This is a genomic window from Pseudomonas sp. S3_G06 (assembly GCF_054667565.1).
This window is the reverse complement of the sequence record NZ_CP162738.1, coordinates 1,635,420-1,652,942: the sequence shown is the minus strand read 5'-3', so window position 1 is coordinate 1,652,942 and position 17,523 is coordinate 1,635,420. Positions and strand designations below refer to the sequence as shown.

General features: G+C 60.9%; 14 protein-coding genes. 7 read left to right on the top strand and 7 right to left on the bottom strand.

Translation table 11 applies throughout. The annotated features are described in order from the left end of the window. Window positions 1-103: 103 nt before the first annotated feature. Complete coding sequence (locus AB4N47_RS07605) at window positions 104-1,171, top strand: phosphotransferase family protein (protein ID WP_095180255.1); 1,068 nt, start codon at window positions 104-106, stop codon at window positions 1,169-1,171. Window positions 1,172-1,208: 37 nt separating this feature from the next. Next, on the top strand, window positions 1,209-1,976 hold the full coding sequence (locus AB4N47_RS07600; RefSeq protein WP_024013283.1) for an SDR family oxidoreductase: 768 nt from the start codon (window positions 1,209-1,211) through the stop codon (window positions 1,974-1,976). A 995-nt stretch (window positions 1,977-2,971) separates the two neighbouring features. Here the strand turns inward: AB4N47_RS07600 and AB4N47_RS07595 are convergent. From AB4N47_RS07595 to AB4N47_RS07580, 4 genes are all read right to left on the bottom strand, one after another. Further along, window positions 2,972-3,229, bottom strand: a complete 258-nt coding sequence (locus AB4N47_RS07595; protein WP_024013284.1) for a DUF1652 domain-containing protein — start codon at window positions 3,227-3,229, stop codon at window positions 2,972-2,974. A 140-nt stretch (window positions 3,230-3,369) separates the two neighbouring features. Beyond that, entirely contained in the window at window positions 3,370-4,866 is a 1,497-nt protein-coding gene (locus AB4N47_RS07590; RefSeq protein ID WP_122703911.1) for a helix-turn-helix transcriptional regulator, read from the bottom strand. A 106-nt stretch (window positions 4,867-4,972) separates the two neighbouring features. Continuing rightward, window positions 4,973-6,256, bottom strand: a complete 1,284-nt coding sequence (locus AB4N47_RS07585) for a Zn-dependent hydrolase (protein WP_460154452.1) — start codon at window positions 6,254-6,256, stop codon at window positions 4,973-4,975. 179 nt (window positions 6,257-6,435) lie between these two features. Beyond that, a complete protein-coding gene (locus AB4N47_RS07580; protein ID WP_122602775.1) occupies window positions 6,436-7,920 on the bottom strand; it encodes an NCS1 family nucleobase:cation symporter-1 in 1,485 nt (494 codons plus the stop codon). Window positions 7,921-8,544: 624 nt separating this feature from the next. Between AB4N47_RS07580 and hydA the strand changes: the two genes are divergently transcribed. The 3 genes from hydA (at window position 8,545) to preA (ending at window position 12,782) form a co-directional block, all read left to right on the top strand. Next, window positions 8,545-9,984, top strand: coding sequence for a dihydropyrimidinase (gene hydA / locus AB4N47_RS07575; RefSeq protein WP_460154451.1), 1,440 nt, complete (start codon window positions 8,545-8,547; stop codon window positions 9,982-9,984). Window positions 9,985-10,139: 155 nt separating this feature from the next. After that, a complete protein-coding gene (locus AB4N47_RS07570) occupies window positions 10,140-11,507 on the top strand; it encodes an NAD(P)-dependent oxidoreductase (protein ID WP_341637242.1) in 1,368 nt (455 codons plus the stop codon). After that, window positions 11,508-12,782: an NAD-dependent dihydropyrimidine dehydrogenase subunit PreA gene (preA, locus tag AB4N47_RS07565; protein ID WP_341637241.1), complete on the top strand. Its 1,275-nt coding sequence runs from the start codon at window positions 11,508-11,510 to the stop codon at window positions 12,780-12,782. Between the two features lie 115 nt (window positions 12,783-12,897). Here the strand turns inward: preA and AB4N47_RS07560 are convergent, their stop codons facing one another. Beyond that, window positions 12,898-13,518: a TetR/AcrR family transcriptional regulator gene (locus tag AB4N47_RS07560; protein WP_024013291.1), complete on the bottom strand. Its 621-nt coding sequence runs from the start codon at window positions 13,516-13,518 to the stop codon at window positions 12,898-12,900. A gap of 90 nt (window positions 13,519-13,608) precedes the next feature. After that, the gene (locus tag AB4N47_RS07555) at window positions 13,609-14,631 is read right to left on the bottom strand and encodes a hypothetical protein (protein WP_460154450.1); all 1,023 of its coding nucleotides are present in this window, start codon (window positions 14,629-14,631) and stop codon (window positions 13,609-13,611) included. Window positions 14,632-14,911: 280 nt separating this feature from the next. Between AB4N47_RS07555 and AB4N47_RS07550 the strand changes: the two genes are divergently transcribed. Then, window positions 14,912-15,193 carry a hypothetical protein gene (locus AB4N47_RS07550; protein ID WP_122507993.1) on the top strand — a complete coding sequence of 94 codons (282 nt, stop codon included), beginning with the start codon at window positions 14,912-14,914 and terminating at the stop codon, window positions 15,191-15,193. Between the two features lie 50 nt (window positions 15,194-15,243). Here the strand turns inward: AB4N47_RS07550 and AB4N47_RS07545 are convergent, their stop codons facing one another. Continuing rightward, on the bottom strand, window positions 15,244-15,450 hold the full coding sequence (locus AB4N47_RS07545; protein ID WP_016775135.1) for a hypothetical protein: 207 nt from the start codon (window positions 15,448-15,450) through the stop codon (window positions 15,244-15,246). Window positions 15,451-15,694: 244 nt separating this feature from the next. On the opposite strand from AB4N47_RS07545, the gene AB4N47_RS07540 reads away from it, so the two are divergent. Further along, window positions 15,695-17,449 (top strand): L-lactate permease, encoded by a 1,755-nt coding sequence (locus AB4N47_RS07540; RefSeq protein ID WP_339101419.1) that lies wholly within the window; start codon window positions 15,695-15,697, stop codon window positions 17,447-17,449. Window positions 17,450-17,523 lie beyond the last annotated feature (74 nt).

The window sequence follows — 17,523 nt, the reverse complement described above, 5'->3', positions numbered from 1 at the left end:
CAACACGCTAACCTATAAGACCGACCCGCGCTTGTGAGCACCCGAGCGCGCCATTAGATTAGCCAATGATGTCTGGCCTCCAAAATAAGCAGAAGGGATAAGCATGGCGCTTACTGACCAGTCCACCCGGATCCGCGCGGGCGAAGAACTCGATGCCAGCCTGATCGATCCGTACCTCAAGGCGCACATTCCCGGCCTGACCGGCACGCCGCAGATCAGCCAGTTTCCCGGCGGCGCGTCGAACCTGACCTACCTGCTGGAATACCCGGAGCAGGAATTCGTTCTGCGCCGTCCGCCGTTTGGCCACAAGGCCAAATCCGCCCACGACATGGGACGTGAGTTCCGCATTCTCAACCAACTGCGCGACGGCTTTCCGTATTGCCCGAAGGCCTACGTGCATTGCACTGACGAGGCCGTCATCGGCGCCGAGTTTTATGTGATGGAACGGGTCAAAGGCATCATCCTGCGCGCCGAACTGCCGCCGGAACTGGGCCTTGATTCGGCGAAAACCGAAGCGCTGTGCAAAAGCTTCATCGACCGCTTCGTCGAACTGCATCGGGTTGATTACAACGCCTGCGGCCTCGGCGATCTGGGCAAGCCCGAAGGCTACGTCGCGCGGCAGATCAAGGGCTGGAGCGAGCGCTACGAAAAAGCCCTGACCCCGGACGCGCCGCACTGGGAAGCAGTCAAAGCCTGGCTCAACGACAAGATGCCGGCCGACCACCCGACCTCGAGCATCGTCCACAACGATTACCGCTTCGACAACGTCATCCTCGACCCGGCCAATCCGATGCAGATCATCGGCGTGCTCGACTGGGAACTGACCACCCTCGGCGACCCGCTGATGGACCTGGGCAACACCCTCGCCTACTGGATCGAAGCCGGCGACCCGGCACCGGTGCAACTGATGCGCCGCCAGCCAAGCCACGCACCGGGCATGCTGACCCGCCGCGAATTCGTCGACTACTACGCCGAGCGCTCGGGCATCCGCATCGACAATTTCGACTTCTACTACACCTACGGCCTGTTCCGCCTGGCCGGCATCGTGCAGCAGATCTACTACCGCTTCTACCATGGCCAGACGCAGGACAAACGCTTCGCGCAGTTCATTCACATGAACAAACTGCTGGAGCAGATGAGCCTGCAGGTCATCCAGAAATCCAGCCTCTGATCCGGGCCAATAACAAGACTTCCAACAAGGGAAACCCATGTCCAAGACTCAGTTGTTCGACCTCGACGGCAAAATCGCTTTCGTCTCCGGTGCCAGCCGTGGCATCGGTGAAGCCATCGCCAAACTGCTGGCCCAGCAAGGCGCCCATGTGATCGTCTCGAGCCGCAAGCTCGAAGGCTGCCAACACGTCGCCGACGCCATCACCGCCGCCGGCGGTAAGGCAACAGCCGTGGCCTGCCACATCGGTGAGATGGAGCAGATCAGCCAGGTCTTCGCCGGGATCAAGGAACAATTCGGCCGCCTCGACATCCTGGTCAACAACGCCGCGACCAACCCGCAATTCTGCAACGTACTCGACACCGATCTGGGCGCGTTCCAGAAGACCGTCGATGTGAACATTCGTGGCTATTTCTTCATGTCGGTCGAAGCCGGCAAGCTGATGCGCGAAAACGGTGGCGGCAGCATCATCAACGTCGCCTCGATCAACGGCATCTCCCCGGGTATCTTCCAAGGCATCTATTCGGTGACCAAAGCGGCGGTCATCAACATGACCAAAGTCTTCGCCAAGGAATGCGCGCAATTCGGCATCCGCTGCAACGCCCTGCTCCCCGGCCTGACCGACACCAAATTCGCCTCGGCGCTGGTCAAGAACGATGCGATTCTGAAACAGGCACTGACGCAGATCCCGCTCAAACGCGTAGCCGACCCAAGCGAAATGGCCGGCGCGGTGTTGTACCTGGCCAGCGATGCGTCGAGCTACACCACCGGCGTGGCGCTGAATGTGGATGGCGGGTTCCTGTCCTGATATCTGTCCCGTGTGGGAGCGAGCCTGCTCGCGAAGGCGTTGGGTCAGTCAGCTGTGTTTTGACTGATACCACGCCTTCGCGAGCAGGCTCGCTCCCACAGGGTCACTGCTGGGTTCCAGGCCTCGTGCAATCGAGGAATCGCGAGTGTTATTGGGTTATGCAACGGGTAGTGGTGATGTGGCGCGTTACCTGCCCATCGACATACATATCCCCGGCAACCTCAGTATTCTCCAGCACCTCACACCGACGTTCCGGCGGAGGCGGCGGCGCGACAGGCGCAGGGGGTGGAGGACTGGCACAACCGGCCAACAACACTGCAAGAAAAGCCAACGGCAATACGCGTTTCCCAGGATTATTCATAGGACGACCCGCGGTAAAGAGAGACAAACTCCCGCAACCCAACCGGCCGCGGAAGACCTGACCACTCATTCTTTATAGCTGAGTGCCTTGTTAGCGCCAGTGGATTGGGGAGATTGGCTGGTTTGGGCTGTCGGTTTTTGCGGGGATTTTCCGGCAGAGGGCTGGATTGGGATTATGGTCGTCGGCGAGGGCCTCATCGCGAGCAGGCTCGCTCCCACAGAAAATCAAAATCAAAATCAAAAGATCGCAGCCTTCGGCAACTCCTACACACGATGAGCATTAGCTCGAGTACCGCTTTTGACCTTGATCTCAGAGCCCGTCGGCAGGCTGAGCGGAGGGATTGATCCGGGCGTGGGAGCGCAGCGACCGTACGACGCAGTCGTACACAGCGGAAGGAGGTGCAGCGAAGCAAACCGTAGCCGCTGCGCCAGGATCGATCCCGGAGCGAAGGAACCCCGAGCCTCAGCGAGCGGGCCGAACGTCAGGGCGAAGCCTTTTTGGGTACTTTTTCGGCGTCTGGAAAAAGTGCCTCGCCGTAAGGGCGAAACCGTAAATCGCAACACCCGCAGAAACGGATATACACCCAACCCCCCAGAGCATGGCCGGCCCAAAGGCCGCCAAGACCAAAGCGCGCTTAAGCCAAATCCGGATCCCGCGAAGAACGCAAGGAATTGCTCTCAAGCTCATACCGCAACTCATCCACCAACGCCTCGACCGCCCCAGGCGTACGCAGCGAAGCCAGATCCAGCCCGCTGATCACCAGATCCACCTGCCCCGAATCCCGGTGATACAACTTGACCGTCAGCGAATGATCACCATCCACCGAACACTCACAAGCCAGCGGCGCAAAACTGTGCTCGAGCCGAGCGCGCAACTGCGCAAGATTCATCATTGACGTTGTTCCTATGACTGTTTCAAAAGGGGCACGATCGCAAACCCGAAATGGTCTACACCGCACCCCACCAGCCTAAGAACACAACGCCTTGGCCAATACATGAATTTGCACCCTTGTAACTAGTGCATTTGCACCCCTCAGCGCTGGCCCTTGGTGCCCCACTCTCCCGAAAACAAACCGCGCTCCCGAGCCCAGACGATCGCCTCGCTGCGGCTATGCACATCGATTTTCGAGTACACAGTGGCAACATGATTGCGCACGGTATTGGGCGCCAGTTTCAACCGCGCGGCGATCTCCTTGTCCGCCAGTCCTTCACAGATCAAGCCCAGCACATCGCGTTCACGGGCCGTCAGGTCAGTGAACGAGGCACTGGGCAGCTGCGGCGAGTTGATCTTCTTCACGTTGGCCAGCTTCTCGATCAGCGTCCGGCTGAACCACGATGCATCCTTCATCACCTCTTCAATCGCCGCGACCAGCTCAAGCTCCGTGCGCTTGCGCTCGGTCATGTCCATCAGCACCAGCAGATAGCAGGAGGTGTCGTGAATGTTCACGGTGTCGGCCGACACCGCACACTCCAGCAACTCCTCGTCCTTCTTGCGCACCGGCACATCGACCCGATCGACCCGACCGTTCTTCGCCAACGCCGACAATAACCGGGTGCGCGCGCCGTCATCGTGGATGAAGCTCAATTGCGTCACGGTTTTGCCGAGTACGTCATCGCTGTCATAGGCCAGGGTATCTAGGAACGCCTGATTCACGTCGATGACCTCCTGCTTTTCAGCGGTGCAGATCAGAATCGGCACCGGAGTCAGACGAAAAGCCTTGGCAAAGCGCTCCTCGCTCTGACGCAAGGCCACTTCGACCCGGCGCCGAGGCTCCATGTCGACGAAGGAGAACAGCATGCAATTCTCGTCATTGAGCAGCAGCGGCTGACCGGCAACGATCACCTGTTTACTGCCACCGTCGGGGAGGCGCAGTTCTGCCTGCATCTGCGGAATGGTCGCGACATCGCGCAAGCGCTGAACGGCCAGATCGCGCTGATCGGCCTGTTCGAAAATATCGATTTCATACGCCGAGGTGCCGATCACCTGATCGCGGGAATAGCCGGTCATTTCCAGAAAGCCCGGGTTGACCTTGATGTAGCGCAAATCGCTGAGACGACAGATCACTGCCGGCGCGGGGTTGGCGTTGAAGGTTTTTTCGAAGCGCAGCTCGGCGTTGGCCCAATCGGTGACGTCGCTCATGATCAGCACCAGCGACTCGGGCTGGCCGACGCGGTCGGTCAGCACCATGCTGCGCACGCTGTGCACCCAGACCCGCTCCGGGTCGTCCACGGACGAGACTTCGATCAGCACATCATTGAACGCCTCGCAGCGGGCGACGCGGCTGATCGGGTAGTTGTCCGGCGGCAAGACATGATTGTTGCGATAGCGCAGCGTGAAGCGTTTGGCGTACTCGTCGGCGTTGCTGCCCAGATCACCGATGGTGCTGACACCGTGCATGGTCAGCGCCGCTTCGTTGGCCCAGAGGATGCTTTTGTCGAGTTCCAGCAGAATCACCCCGTCCGACAGCCCGGCGATGATCTGCTGCAACTGGCGACGGTTGGTTTCGGTGGTCAGGACTTCCTGGCTCATTGGATCTCCACACTGTGATGCGGCTAGGTGAAGAGTACGACCGCAGCGGTTCGGGATCGTGCCACGGCCTCAAAATCGCCAGAAATCCCCTGTGGGAGTGTTTACCTTAGGCGGCACGCTCGCTGTCCGCCACCATCGCCGAAGCCGCGAGCATCGCCCTTAGCAACACCGCGCACCCCGCCGCCAGATCATCCGGCGCTGCATTTTCGATTTCGTTGTGGCTGATCCCACCCTCGCATGGCACAAAAATCATTCCCGCCGGGCCTAACTCGGCGAGGAAAATCGCGTCATGCCCGGCGCCACTGACAATGTCCATGTGCGACAGACCCAGCGCTTTCGCGGCGCCGCGCACCGCCTCCACACAGCCCTTTTCGAAGTACAGCGGTGGGAAGTCGGCGGTCGGGGTCAATTCGTAGGTAAGGCCGTGCTCTTCGCAGGTCGCATCGATCACTTGTTTCACTTCGGCAATCATCGAATCCAGCCGCGCCGGCTCCAGATGCCGGAAGTCGAGGGTCATGCGCACTTCGCCGGGGATGACGTTGCGCGAGCCGGGATAGGCCTGAAGGCAGCCAACCGTGCCGCAGGCGTGGGGCTGATGACCGAGGGCGGCGCGGTTGACAGCGCCGACGATCACCGAGGCGCCGACCAGGGCATCCTTGCGCAGGTGCATCGGCGTCGGGCCAGCGTGGGCTTCGACGCCGCGCAATTTCAGGTCGAACCACTTCTGCCCGAGCGCGCCGAGTACCACACCGATGGTTTTCTCTTCGTCCTCGAGGATCGGGCCTTGCTCGATGTGCGCTTCGAAATACGCGCCGACCGCGTGCCCGCTGACCTTGCGCGGGCCGGCGTAGCCGATCGCATTCAGCGCTTCGCCGACGGTGACGCCGTCGGCATCGACCTTGGCGAGGGTTTCTTCGAGGGTGAATTTCTCGGCGAAGACTCCGGAGCCCATCATGCACGGGGCGAAGCGTGAGCCCTCTTCGTTGGTCCAGACCACCACTTCCAGCGGCGCTTCGGTTTCCACGCCAAGGTCGTTGAGGGTGCGCAGCACTTCGACGCCGGCGAGCACGCCGAAGCAACCGTCGAACTTGCCACCGGTGGGTTGAGTGTCGATGTGGCTGCCGGTCATCACCGGCGGCAGGCTCGGGTTGCGCCCGGCGCGGCGGGCGAAAATGTTGCCGACGGCATCGACCGTGACGCTGCAACCGGCGTCCTTGCACCACTGCACGAACAGGTCGCGGGCCTGGCGGTCGAGGTCGGTCAGGGCCAGGCGACAGACCCCGCCCTTGACCGTGGCGCCGAGTCTGGCCAGTTCCATGAGCGAGGCCCAGAGGCGATCGCGGTTGATGTGCTGATGGGTGGATTGCAGAACGTCTACGGCTGCGTTCATGGGGATCTCCTCAATGCTGATGCCGATAGTGCCCATGCTCTGCGTGGGCATTCATCCATGGACGCTCTGCGTCCGCTGTTGGGACGCAGAGCGTCCCGGGCTGCATTCCCACGCAGAGCGTGGGAACGATCAGTTTCGGCGGTGTATGGCGTATCGCCTGCTAACGAAAAGGCCCTTGCTCACACCGCTGTTTTCACGGCAGAAGGCTGCGCGCGCATCACACACAGCCCGTAATAAATCACCCCGCCCAACGCCGAGCCGGTGAACCAGCCATAGCTGTAGAACCAGCTGAACGCATCGCTGCCCAGCGACAGCAAGGTCAGCGCCACCGGCACGCCAAAGGCGAGAAAACCCGCCCAGTTCCACGCCGGATATACGTCATCGCGGTACAGCCCGGCGAGGTCCAGTCGCTGTTTCTTGATCAGGAAATAATCCACCACCATGATCCCGGCGATCGGCCCGAGCAGGCTTGAGTAGCCCAGCAGCCAGTTCGAATACACGGTTTCCAGGCTGATGTCGGAAACGATCAGGCCAAGCTTTTTCAGCAGTTCATGGCCCATCAGCACCAGCCCGACCAGACCGGTGAGCAACACCGCTTTGGTGCGGTTGATCACCTTCGGCGCGATGTTCTGGAAGTCATTGGTTGGCGAGACGATATTGGCGGCGGTGTTGGTCGACAGTGTGGCAACGATGATCAGCGCCATGGCCACAGCGACCCACACTGGGCTCTGGATATGGCCGATCAGCGTGACAGGGTCGGACACGGTGACGCCGACCAGTTTCACCGATGCGGCGGTCATCACTACGCCCAGCGCAGCGAAAAGGAACATGGTCAGCGGCAGGCCGAAAATCTGCCCGAGGATCTGATCCTTCTGGCTCTTGGCGTAGCGACTGAAGTCGGGAATGTTCAGCGACAGCGTGGCCCAGAACCCGACCATTGCCGTCAGCCCTGCCGCGAAGTAACTGACCACGCTGGCGCCTTCCGGACGCTTGGGCGGGATCGCCAGCAACTCAGTCATCGACACATTGGGCATCGCCCACACCAGCAGGCCTATGCCCACCGCCACCAGTAACGGCGCCGACAAGGTTTCCAGCCATTTGATCGACTCGGCACCGCGAATCACCACCCACAGATTCAGCGCCCAGAACACCATGAAACCGATCACCTCGCCGGTGCCGCCGAGGGATTTCCAGCCCTCGAACACCGAGCCGAGAAACAGGTGAATCGCCAGTCCGCCGAACATGGTCTGGATGCCGAACCAGCCACACGCCACCAACGCGCGAATCAGGCACGGCACGTTGGAGCCGAGAATGCCGAACGACGAGCGCAGCAGCACCGGAAACGGGATGCCGTACTTGGTGCCGGGGAAGGCATTGAGGGTCAGCGGAATCAACACGATGACGTTGGCAAACAGAATCGCCAACAGTGCTTCGCCGACGCTCAACCCGAAATAAGCGGTGAGCACGCCGCCGAGGGTGTAGGTCGGCACGCAAATCGACATCCCGACCCACAGCGCGGTGATGTGCCATTTGTTCCAGGTGCGTTCGCGCACCTTGGTCGGTGCCATGTCGTGGTTGTAACGGGGACTGTCGAGGACATCACTGCCTGCTTCGAGCTCGTACAAGCCGTCGCGCTCGGTCACTTGTGATCTGGTCTGTTGCATGGCCGCTCCACTGTTCTTCTGATTATTTTTTGCTCATCAGGCGGCTGGCGCATACGGCGCCAGCCGGACGATGGCCGGAGGAACTGACAACTTTCATGCACCGGCCATGGTGTCAGCGGCGGCATCAATAAACGTGCCGGGTCTGGCGCTAAACTCTTGGGCGGTGCACTGGATGCTTTGCAACTTTCTGATATTCATCAGTTTTAATTGAATATTCGATGAGTCCGGGAAAACTTGTCTGAACGCTCAGGCTAAACGTCGGGCAAGTTGTCCGAAGTGTCAGGACTCAAACTGGTGCACTGCATTTATTTTTGTCGGTGAACCCGCAACCGCAGCACAACTTCAAGCGGCTGATTTCACATAGGAAATCTTGCTCATATTTCCATCCTGTCAAGTGCGTCAAAATGGTGAGCAGCCTCACCATTTTGGTGAATTCCATTATTTATCCTTATTTATCAATAGCTTGAAATAGCTATAAGCTTATAAAAAATATTCTTGATCATTCTTGAAATCGCGACTAGTTTCTATTCCTGACAGCGATGACAGGAATACGAACTGCGCCGCTGTACTTCAATAAAACATCTAGAACCGGCACAAGTCGGTCATGCCTGCGAGGAATCCGGAATGTCTCTGTTGATCCGTGGCGCCACCGTTGTTACCCATGATGAAAGTTACCGCGCCGACGTCTATTGCGCTGACGGCGTGATCAAAGCCATTGGTGAAAACCTCGACATTCCCGCCGGCGCAGAAATGTTCGACGGCAGTGGCCAGTACCTGATGCCCGGCGGCATCGATCCGCATACGCATATGCAACTGCCGTTCATGGGCACCGTTGCCAGCGAGGATTTCTACAGCGGCACCGCTGCCGGCCTGGCCGGCGGCACTACCTCGATCATCGATTTCGTCATTCCCAATCCGCAGCAATCGCTGATGGAAGCGTTTCATCAGTGGCGCGGCTGGGCGCAAAAGTCTGCGTCGGACTATGGCTTCCACGTCGCGATCACTTGGTGGAGCGAGCAGGTGCGCGAGGAAATGGCCGAGCTGGTCAGCCACCACGGCATCAACAGCTTCAAGCATTTCATGGCCTACAAGAACGCGATCATGGCCGCCGACGACACTCTGGTGGCGAGTTTCGAGCGCTGCCTGGAACTTGGTGCGGTGCCGACCGTGCACGCGGAAAATGGCGAGCTGGTCTATCACCTGCAACGCAAGCTGATGGCCCAGGGCATTACCGGGCCGGAAGCGCATCCGCTGTCGCGGCCATCGCAGGTCGAAGGTGAAGCCGCGAGCCGGGCGATCCGCATTGCCGAAACCATCGGTACGCCGTTGTACCTGGTGCACGTTTCCACCAAGGAAGCTCTGGACGAAATCACCTATGCCCGCAGCAAGGGCCAGCCGGTTTACGGCGAGGTGCTGGCCGGGCACTTGCTGCTTGACGACAGCGTCTATCAACACCCGGACTGGCAGACCGCCGCCGGCTACGTGATGAGTCCGCCGTTCCGTCCACGCGGCCATCAGGAGGCGCTGTGGCACGGGCTGCAGAACGGCAATCTGCACACCACCGCCACCGACCACTGCTGCTTTTGCGCCGAGCAGAAAGCCGCCGGCCGCGACGACTTCAGCAAGATTCCCAACGGCACCGCCGGTATCGAAGACCGCATGGCAGTGTTGTGGGATGAAGGCGTCAACTCCGGACGATTGTCGATGCAGGATTTCGTTGCGCTGACCTCCACCAACACAGCGAAGATTTTCAATCTCTATCCACGCAAAGGTGCGATCCGCGTGGGCGCCGATGCCGATCTGGTGCTGTGGGATCCGCAAGGCACTCGGACCATTTCCGCCAAGACCCACCATCAGCAGGTGGACTTCAACATCTTCGAAGGCAAGACCGTGCGCGGCGTGCCGAGCCACACCGTCAGCCAGGGCCGTGTGGTCTGGGCCGACGGCGACCTGCGCGCCGAACGCGGCGCCGGGCGCTACATCGAACGGCCGGCCTACCCGGCGGTGTTTGATTTGTTGAGCAAGCGGGCGGAGTTGCACAAGCCGAGCGCTGTTAAACGCTGAAATCCAGGCCTTCGGCCTTCGCGAGCAGGCTCGCTCCCACAGGTGAGCGCATTGCAAATGTGGGAGCGAGCCTGCTCGCGAAGAGGCCCTCCCTGACGCCATAAAACCACTGCCCACCAGAGGCAGCACCTCAATTAGCCATGAGGCCATGAACCGTGATCGAGACCCTGAACCACCTCCCCCACCCGCACGAAAGCGCGGCCGCCCTCGCCGGCCATTTCACTGATCTGGCGCCGCCGCTCAATGCCCGTCAGGCGCATCTGGAAGCCTCGCGCTGCCTGTATTGCTACGACGCGCCTTGCGTCAATGCGTGCCCCAGCGAAATCGATATCCCGTCGTTCATCCGCAACATCCATCAGGACAACGTACAGGGCGCGGCGCAAAAGATCCTCTCGGCAAACATCCTCGGCGGCAGTTGCGCGCGGGTCTGTCCGACGGAAATCCTCTGCCAGCAGGCCTGCGTGCGCAACAACGCGCAGGAATGTGCGCCGGTGCTGATTGGTCTGCTGCAACGTTACGCCGTGGACAACGCGCATTTCGCCCAGCACCCTTTCCAGCGCGCCCCGGCCACGGGCAAACGTATCGCCGTGGTCGGCGCCGGGCCGGCCGGGTTGTCCTGCGCCCATCGCAGCGCGAAGCACGGGCATGACGTGGTGATTTTCGAAGCACGGGAAAAGGCCGGCGGGCTCAACGAGTACGGTATCGCCAAGTACAAACTGGTCGACGACTACGCGCAGAAGGAGCTGGACTTTCTCCTGCAGATTGGCGGGATAGAAATCCGCCACGGCCAGAAACTCGGTGCAAACCTCACCCTCAGCGAACTGCATCAACAGTTTGACGCGGTATTTCTCGGCCTCGGCCTGAATGCCAGCAAGCAACTCGGTCTGGCCCACGAAGACGCGCCGGGCCTGCTCGCCGCCACCGATTACATCCGCGAACTGCGCCAGGCCGATGACCTCACGCAACTGCCCTTGGCCGAACGCTGCATCGTTCTCGGCGCCGGCAACACCGCGATCGACATGGCTGTGCAGATGGCCCGCCTCGGCGCGCGCGACGTCAATCTGGTGTATCGCCGTGGTGCGGCAGACATGGGCGCCACCCACCATGAGCAGGACATCGCCAAAGCCAATCAGGTGCGATTGCTGACCTGGGCGCAGCCGGAGCAAGTGTTGCTCGATGATCAGGGCCGCGTGCGCGGCATGCGTTTCGCCCGTACCGATCTGGTTGAAGGGCGTCTGCAAACCACCGGAGAAACCTTCGAGCTGGCTGCCGATGCGATCTTCAAAGCGATCGGCCAGAGCTTCGATGACAGCGCTCTCAGCGATCCGTTGGCGCGCGAACTCAAGCGTCAGGGCGAACGCATCGCGGTCGATGAACACCTGCGCACCAGCGTCCCCGGCGTGTATGCCGGCGGCGACTGCACCAGCCTAGATCAGGACCTTACCGTGCAAGCGGTGCAGCACGGCAAACGCGCCGCCGAGGCGATCAACGCTCAACTGATGCTCAACGTGGAGGCTGCGTAAATGGCCGATCTCTCGATAGTCTTCGCCGGTATCAAAGCGCCCAACCCGTTCTGGCTGGCCTCTGCGCCACCCACCGACAAGGCCTACAACGTGGTCCGCGCCTTCGAAGCGGGCTGGGGTGGAGTGGTCTGGAAAACCCTGGGTGAGGATCCGGCGGCGGTCAACGTTTCCTCGCGTTATTCGGCGCATTACGGCGCCAATCGCGAAGTGCTGGGCATCAACAACATCGAACTGATCACCGACCGCTCGCTGGAAATCAACCTGCGCGAAATCACCCAAGTGAAGAAGGATTGGCCGGATCGCGCACTGATCGTGTCGCTGATGGTGCCGTGTGTCGAGGAGTCGTGGAAACACATCCTGCCGCTGGTCGAGGCCACTGGCGCCGACGGCATCGAACTCAACTTCGGCTGCCCCCACGGCATGCCCGAACGCGGCATGGGCGCAGCGGTCGGCCAGGTGCCGGAATATGTCGAACAGGTGACGCGCTGGTGCAAGACGTACTGCTCGCTGCCGGTGATCGTCAAACTCACCCCGAACATCACCGACATCCGCGTCGCTGCCCGGGCGGCGCATCGTGGTGGCGCCGATGCGGTGTCGCTGATCAACACGATCAACTCGATCACCAGCGTCGACCTGGACCACATGGTCGCCCTGCCCACCGTCGGCAGCAAAAGCACCCACGGCGGTTATTGCGGTTCGGCGGTCAAGCCGATTGCGCTGAACATGGTCGCGGAAATTGCCCGTGATCCGCAGACCCAGGGCTTGCCGATCTGCGGCATCGGCGGCATCGGCAGCTGGCGCGACGCGGCGGAGTTCATGGCGCTGGGCAGCGGCGCGGTGCAGGTGTGCACGGCAGCGATGCTGCATGGTTTCCGCATTGTCGAAGAGATGAAGGATGGCCTGTCGCGGTGGATGGACAGCCAGGGCTACGCCAATATCGCCGAGTTTTCCGGGCGCGCCGTGGGTAACACCACGGATTGGAAGTACCTCGATATCAACTACCAGGTGATCGCGAAGATCGACCAGGAGGCGTGCATCGGTTGCGGGCGTTGCCACATCGCTTGTGAAGACACGTCACACCAGGCGATCGGCAGTCTGAAACAGGCCGACGGTACGCATAAATATGAAGTGATCGATGAGGAATGTGTGGGCTGCAACCTGTGCCAGATCACCTGCCCCGTGGCCGACTGCATCGAGATGGTGCCGATGGACACGGGCAAGCCGTTTCTGGACTGGAATCATGATCCACGCAACCCCTATCACGTCAGTGTCTGAGGTCAGCAGCGTCTGATCCGGCGCCTTCGCGAGCAGGCTCGCTCCCACAGTTGGAATACGTTTTCCTGTGGGAGCGAGCCTGCTCGCGAAGAGGCCAATCCGGCCACTACAGGGTTCAAGGCTCCAGCCCGATCCCGCGCAAAATAACCCCCGTCACGGTCTGCACCGCCCGCTCGAACTGCATATCCGACAACGGCTGATGATCATTGAGAATGTTCACCTGATGATCAAAGTCGGCGTAATGCTGCGTCGACGCCCAGATCATGTACAGCAAACCCGAAGGCTCCACCGGCAGAATCCGTTTGTCCTCGACCCACTGGCGAATCTTCGCTTCCTTCATCTTCGCCCAGTCATACAGGCTCGCATCCAGAGCCTCGCCCAGCGTCGGCGCGCCGTGGATGATCTCGTTGGCCCAGACTTTCGAGCCATAGGGCCGGCTGCGTGAGTGGTTCATCTTGGCGCGGATGTAACTGCTCAGCACCACGCGCGGGTCGTCGAACATCTCGAAGCACAGCGCGTCCTGCTTCCACACTTCCAGCAGATCGAACAGCACCGCGCTGTACAGCTCGCTCTTGGTGCTGAAGTAGTAATGCAGATTGGAACGCGGCAACTGCACTTCGGCAGCGATGTCCGCCATGGCGGTGCTGCCGAAGCCTTTCTCGGCGAAAACCTTTTCCGCCGCCAGCAGGATTTTCTCGACGTTACTGCGGCGAATTTCGATCTTGTGATTGCCCATGTGGGCTCCCTGACAACAGCGTTGCGCAAGACTAGCATCCGCTCTGATCCAGGCGCGACCGCCGCCAGTAAAACTTCGCAGGTACAAGCGCTATGGCACAGCGCTCACACCGATAGGCGTTGGTTCATTCACGCCCAAATTACCTTCGACCTGCCCGGCCATGTGCAACGTGCCGGCCATCACCCCCGTGGTCGGATTCTGCAGCAGCTTCTGCCAGGCCTTGTCGAAGGTATTGCCGAGGCTGCTGCGGATCAGCGCTTCGCTGTCGGGGCGGTCGTTGGCCTGGATGATTGCGCGTATGCCGGCCACGCCGACCGAAATCATCGCCCCGGCGAGTTTACCCGCCGCTGCCGCCACCGCACTGGCGGCGCCGCGCGGGGCCATTTCTGCTTCGATGCGCTGGCTGGCGCGCTTGGCCACCGGGGCCATCGCCGCGTCGGTGGAGGAAATGCCCTTGGCGCCGCCGTCGGTGTGGATCTTGTCGATCAGTGCGGCGTACGCCGGGAGGGTGTTGAGCGGCTCGGTGCTGATGACTTTGAACAGCGACGCATCCCGCGCAGGCGGCGGGCCGAGGGCGATGGCCGGGATCTTCTGCAAGCGCCCGTTGAGCTGCGCAATCGGCACACCATGACGCTGGGCGATGAGCGGCATCTGCTGCGCCATCAATTGCGCGTAGAACGCCGTGGCCTGCGCCAGGATCGCATCCGGATCGATCTCCACGGCGACCGGCGCAAGGACTTTTTCCTGATATTGCTCAAGCAGATACGCCGCCAGCCGTTTCGCCGAAGCGTCCTGCTCGCCGCCGGCGCTGATCGTGTACCAACTGACCTTCATCGACAGCCATTCCTGGGTCCAGTAGCTGCTGAACCAGGGGATGAAATTTTCTTCAGTTTGCTGATAGACCCGAGTGCGCCAATGTTCCATCGAGCCACGGGCGAACAGCTTGACCTGCTCGGTGGCCTGCTGCGAAGCGCTGAGGATCTCGCGGTCGATCTGCTGCCAGGTTTGCGCCGACACCACCACCGCCTGCGGCGCACTCACCGGCGCCCGGGCCGAGGTAGCGCAGCCGGCCAGCAAAAGCAGTGCGGCGACGACCAGCGCGCGTGGGTTCACGGTGGTGGTGTCCTTTGGCTTGGGGAGGTGCAGGTTTGAGTATAGGTGGGTCAGTCGATTTCGATGCTGAAGGTTCCGGCCTCTTCGCGAGCAGGCTCGCTCCCACATTTGAATGCCTTGCACCTGTGGGAGCGAGCCTGCTCGCGAAGGCGCCATCAGCCCCACTGCAAATGCTCAACCATCACCGACATCGATATCCACCATCGCCACGATTGCCTTCCGCTCTCCCATGATGAAAGGCACGATTGACCCATCCGAAACACAACGAGGCGTTCACATCATGATCCACACCCAAGTCACCCTCGCCGTGAGTTTCCCGGTGTTCGGCAGCAACTACTACCAACAGCACGTCGTGCCGCGCAAGGCGCAGACGCTGGTGTTCAACAAGGATTTCGACGATCTGCTGATGCCCGCCGCCAGCAACCATTTCAGCAATGAAGTGGTCGGCCTCAACGATCAGTTCCGTTTTCTGAGCGACATACTCGCCACCCATCTGCTCGATCACGAGGCCTCGGTGCCTGCGCGATCCCGCGTCCAGGCGAACGCTCGTTTTTTCAACTGAGGCTGATGCACAGAGGGCGTTCCTTTGACGGGAACGCCCTCTTCATTCAATCAGTCATCATCGCGATCACGGTGATAACGACGGCCATCGCGGCGGTCGTCATCGCGGTCGTCCCAGCGCCGGTCATGGTCGTAATAGCGGCCATGGTCGCGGTCGTAGTGCCGGCCATGGCGATGGTCATCATCAAAATCCGCAATACAGCCGCTGAGCAATACGGCGGCGGTCACAGTGAGCAGCATGGTTGTCGCTTGCTTCATTCAACACTTCCCTAAAACCCAAGGTCTTGACGACGGAAATCGCCACGCTGCCCGCGTCTTCGGGACGCAGTACGCGCAGCCGCAAATACGACCGGGCAAAAGCGCGTTGATTCAGTGGCCACTATCGACCGTTTGTCGGCTCGTTCGTCGCAGCCGAACAGCGGCGTAACGCCACCTATACTGCTTGCAACCTACCCCCATGCAATGGATCTGCGCCCTCAATAACAATAAGCAGAGGTGGATCATGGTCTGGCAGCAAATCTACGACCCGTTCGGCAACCCGGTACTCTCCACGCTGATGGCCGCAGTGCCGGTGGTGGTGATGCTCGCGGCGCTGGCGTTCTTTCACGTCAAGGCGCATCTGGCGGCGTTGTTGGCGCTGGCGTCGGCCCTGCTGATCTCGATTTTCGCCTTCGACATGCCGGCGGGCATGGCCGGTTCGGCGGCGTTGTTCGGCGCGGCGAATGGCTTGCTGCCGATCGGCTGGATTGTGCTCAACATCATCTTTCTGCATCGCCTGACCACCGAAAACGGTTCGTTCAAAGTGCTGCAGGACTCCCTCGCGCGCATCACCGATGACCGACGTTTGCAGTTGCTGCTGATCGCCTTCTGTTTCGGTGCGTTCTTCGAAGGCGCGGCAGGCTTTGGCACGCCGGTGGCGGTCACCGGGGCGATTCTGATCGGCCTGGGTTTTTCGCCATTGGCCGCATCGGGTCTGGCGCTCATCGCCAATACCGCGCCCGTCGCTTTCGGTGCGCTGGGCACACCGATCATCACCTTGGCCAAAGTCACCGGGCTGGATGAGATGGAGCTGTCGATGATGGTCGGCCGGCAGTTGCCGTTCTTCTCGGTGCTGGTGCCGTTCTGGTTGATCTGGGCGTTTGCCGGGTGGCGCAAGATGCTGGAGGTGTGGCCGGCGATTCTGGTGGCCGGGGTGAGTTTCGCCATCCCGCAATTTCTCGTGTCCAACTACCACGGGCCGATGCTGGTGGACGTCATCGCTGCGCTGATTTCCATGGCCTGTCTGACGCTGTTCCTCAAGGTATGGAAACCAGCGACGATCCATACCTCGGCGGCGCTGTCCGGGCGCGTCGACAACTCCAAGGTCGACGAAGAAACAGTCACCGCCAGCGCCGCGTTCAGCGATCAGGCGCGCCCGGCAGTGATGCGCGCGTGGATGCCGTGGATCATTCTCACGGTGTTCGTGTTTGCCTGGGGCACGCAGGGCTTCAAGAACATGTTCGATACGCGCCCGGTGATCGACCCGGTCACGCAATCGGCCAAGCTCGACCCGCAAGGCAAACCGATGCGCGAGGCCAATCCGATCTTCGCCCCGGCGCTGACCTTCACCGGTCTGCACCTGCAAATCGAGAAAGTACCGCCGGTTGTCGCGGCGCCGAAAGCCGAGGAAGCGATTTACAAGTTCACCTGGCTGACCGCGACCGGCAGCGGGATTTTGCTGGCGGCGATTGTCGGCGGTCTGCTGATGGGGTATTCGATCCCGCAACTGATCAAGCAGTACCTGCGCACATTGTGGGTGGTGCGGTTTTCGTTGATCACGATTGCGGCGATGCTCGCGCTGGGCTTCCTCACGCGCTATTCGGGGCTGGATGCGACCATGGGCCTGGCGTTTGCGGCGACGGGGATTTTCTACCCGATGTTCGGCACGCTGCTCGGCTGGCTGGGGGTGGCGCTGACCGGTTCCGACACGGCTTCGAACGTGCTGTTTGGCGGCTTGCAACGGGTGACTTCGGAACAGCTGGGTATCAGTCCGGTGCTGATGGCGGCAGCGAACAGTTCCGGTGGGGTGATGGGCAAGATGGTCGACGCGCAGTCGATCGTCGTCGCCTCCACCGCGACCCGTTGGTATGGGCATGAGGGCGAGATCCTGCGTTACGTGTTCTTCCACTCGATCGTACTGGCGATCCTGGTCGGCGGGCTGGTGACGTTGCAGGCGTATGTCGCACCGTTTACCTCGATGGTGGTGGGTGGGCCATAACTGAAAAACACATCTCCACTGTGGGAGCGAGCCTGCTCGCGAAGAGGTCGGCACATCCAGCAGCGGCTGGGTCT

What these genes read in the sequence shown, in the direction of transcription:
- hydA (WP_460154451.1), top strand. Translation starts at nt 8,545, where the DNA reads ATGTCTCTGTTGATCCGTGGCGCCACCGTTGTTACCCATGATGAAAGT.
- AB4N47_RS07560 (WP_024013291.1), bottom strand. Translation starts at nt 13,518, where the DNA reads ATGGGCAATCACAAGATCGAAATTCGCCGCAGTAACGTCGAGAAAATC.
- AB4N47_RS07540 (WP_339101419.1), top strand. Translation starts at nt 15,695, where the DNA reads ATGGTCTGGCAGCAAATCTACGACCCGTTCGGCAACCCGGTACTCTCC.
- AB4N47_RS07600 (WP_024013283.1), top strand. Translation starts at nt 1,209, where the DNA reads ATGTCCAAGACTCAGTTGTTCGACCTCGACGGCAAAATCGCTTTCGTC.
- AB4N47_RS07550 (WP_122507993.1), top strand. Translation starts at nt 14,912, where the DNA reads ATGATCCACACCCAAGTCACCCTCGCCGTGAGTTTCCCGGTGTTCGGC.
- AB4N47_RS07545 (WP_016775135.1), bottom strand. Translation starts at nt 15,450, where the DNA reads ATGAAGCAAGCGACAACCATGCTGCTCACTGTGACCGCCGCCGTATTG.
- AB4N47_RS07580 (WP_122602775.1), bottom strand. Translation starts at nt 7,920, where the DNA reads ATGCAACAGACCAGATCACAAGTGACCGAGCGCGACGGCTTGTACGAG.
- AB4N47_RS07605 (WP_095180255.1), top strand. Translation starts at nt 104, where the DNA reads ATGGCGCTTACTGACCAGTCCACCCGGATCCGCGCGGGCGAAGAACTC.
- preA (WP_341637241.1), top strand. Translation starts at nt 11,508, where the DNA reads ATGGCCGATCTCTCGATAGTCTTCGCCGGTATCAAAGCGCCCAACCCG.
- AB4N47_RS07590 (WP_122703911.1), bottom strand. Translation starts at nt 4,866, where the DNA reads ATGAGCCAGGAAGTCCTGACCACCGAAACCAACCGTCGCCAGTTGCAG.
- AB4N47_RS07595 (WP_024013284.1), bottom strand. Translation starts at nt 3,229, where the DNA reads ATGATGAATCTTGCGCAGTTGCGCGCTCGGCTCGAGCACAGTTTTGCG.
- AB4N47_RS07585 (WP_460154452.1), bottom strand. Translation starts at nt 6,256, where the DNA reads ATGAACGCAGCCGTAGACGTTCTGCAATCCACCCATCAGCACATCAAC.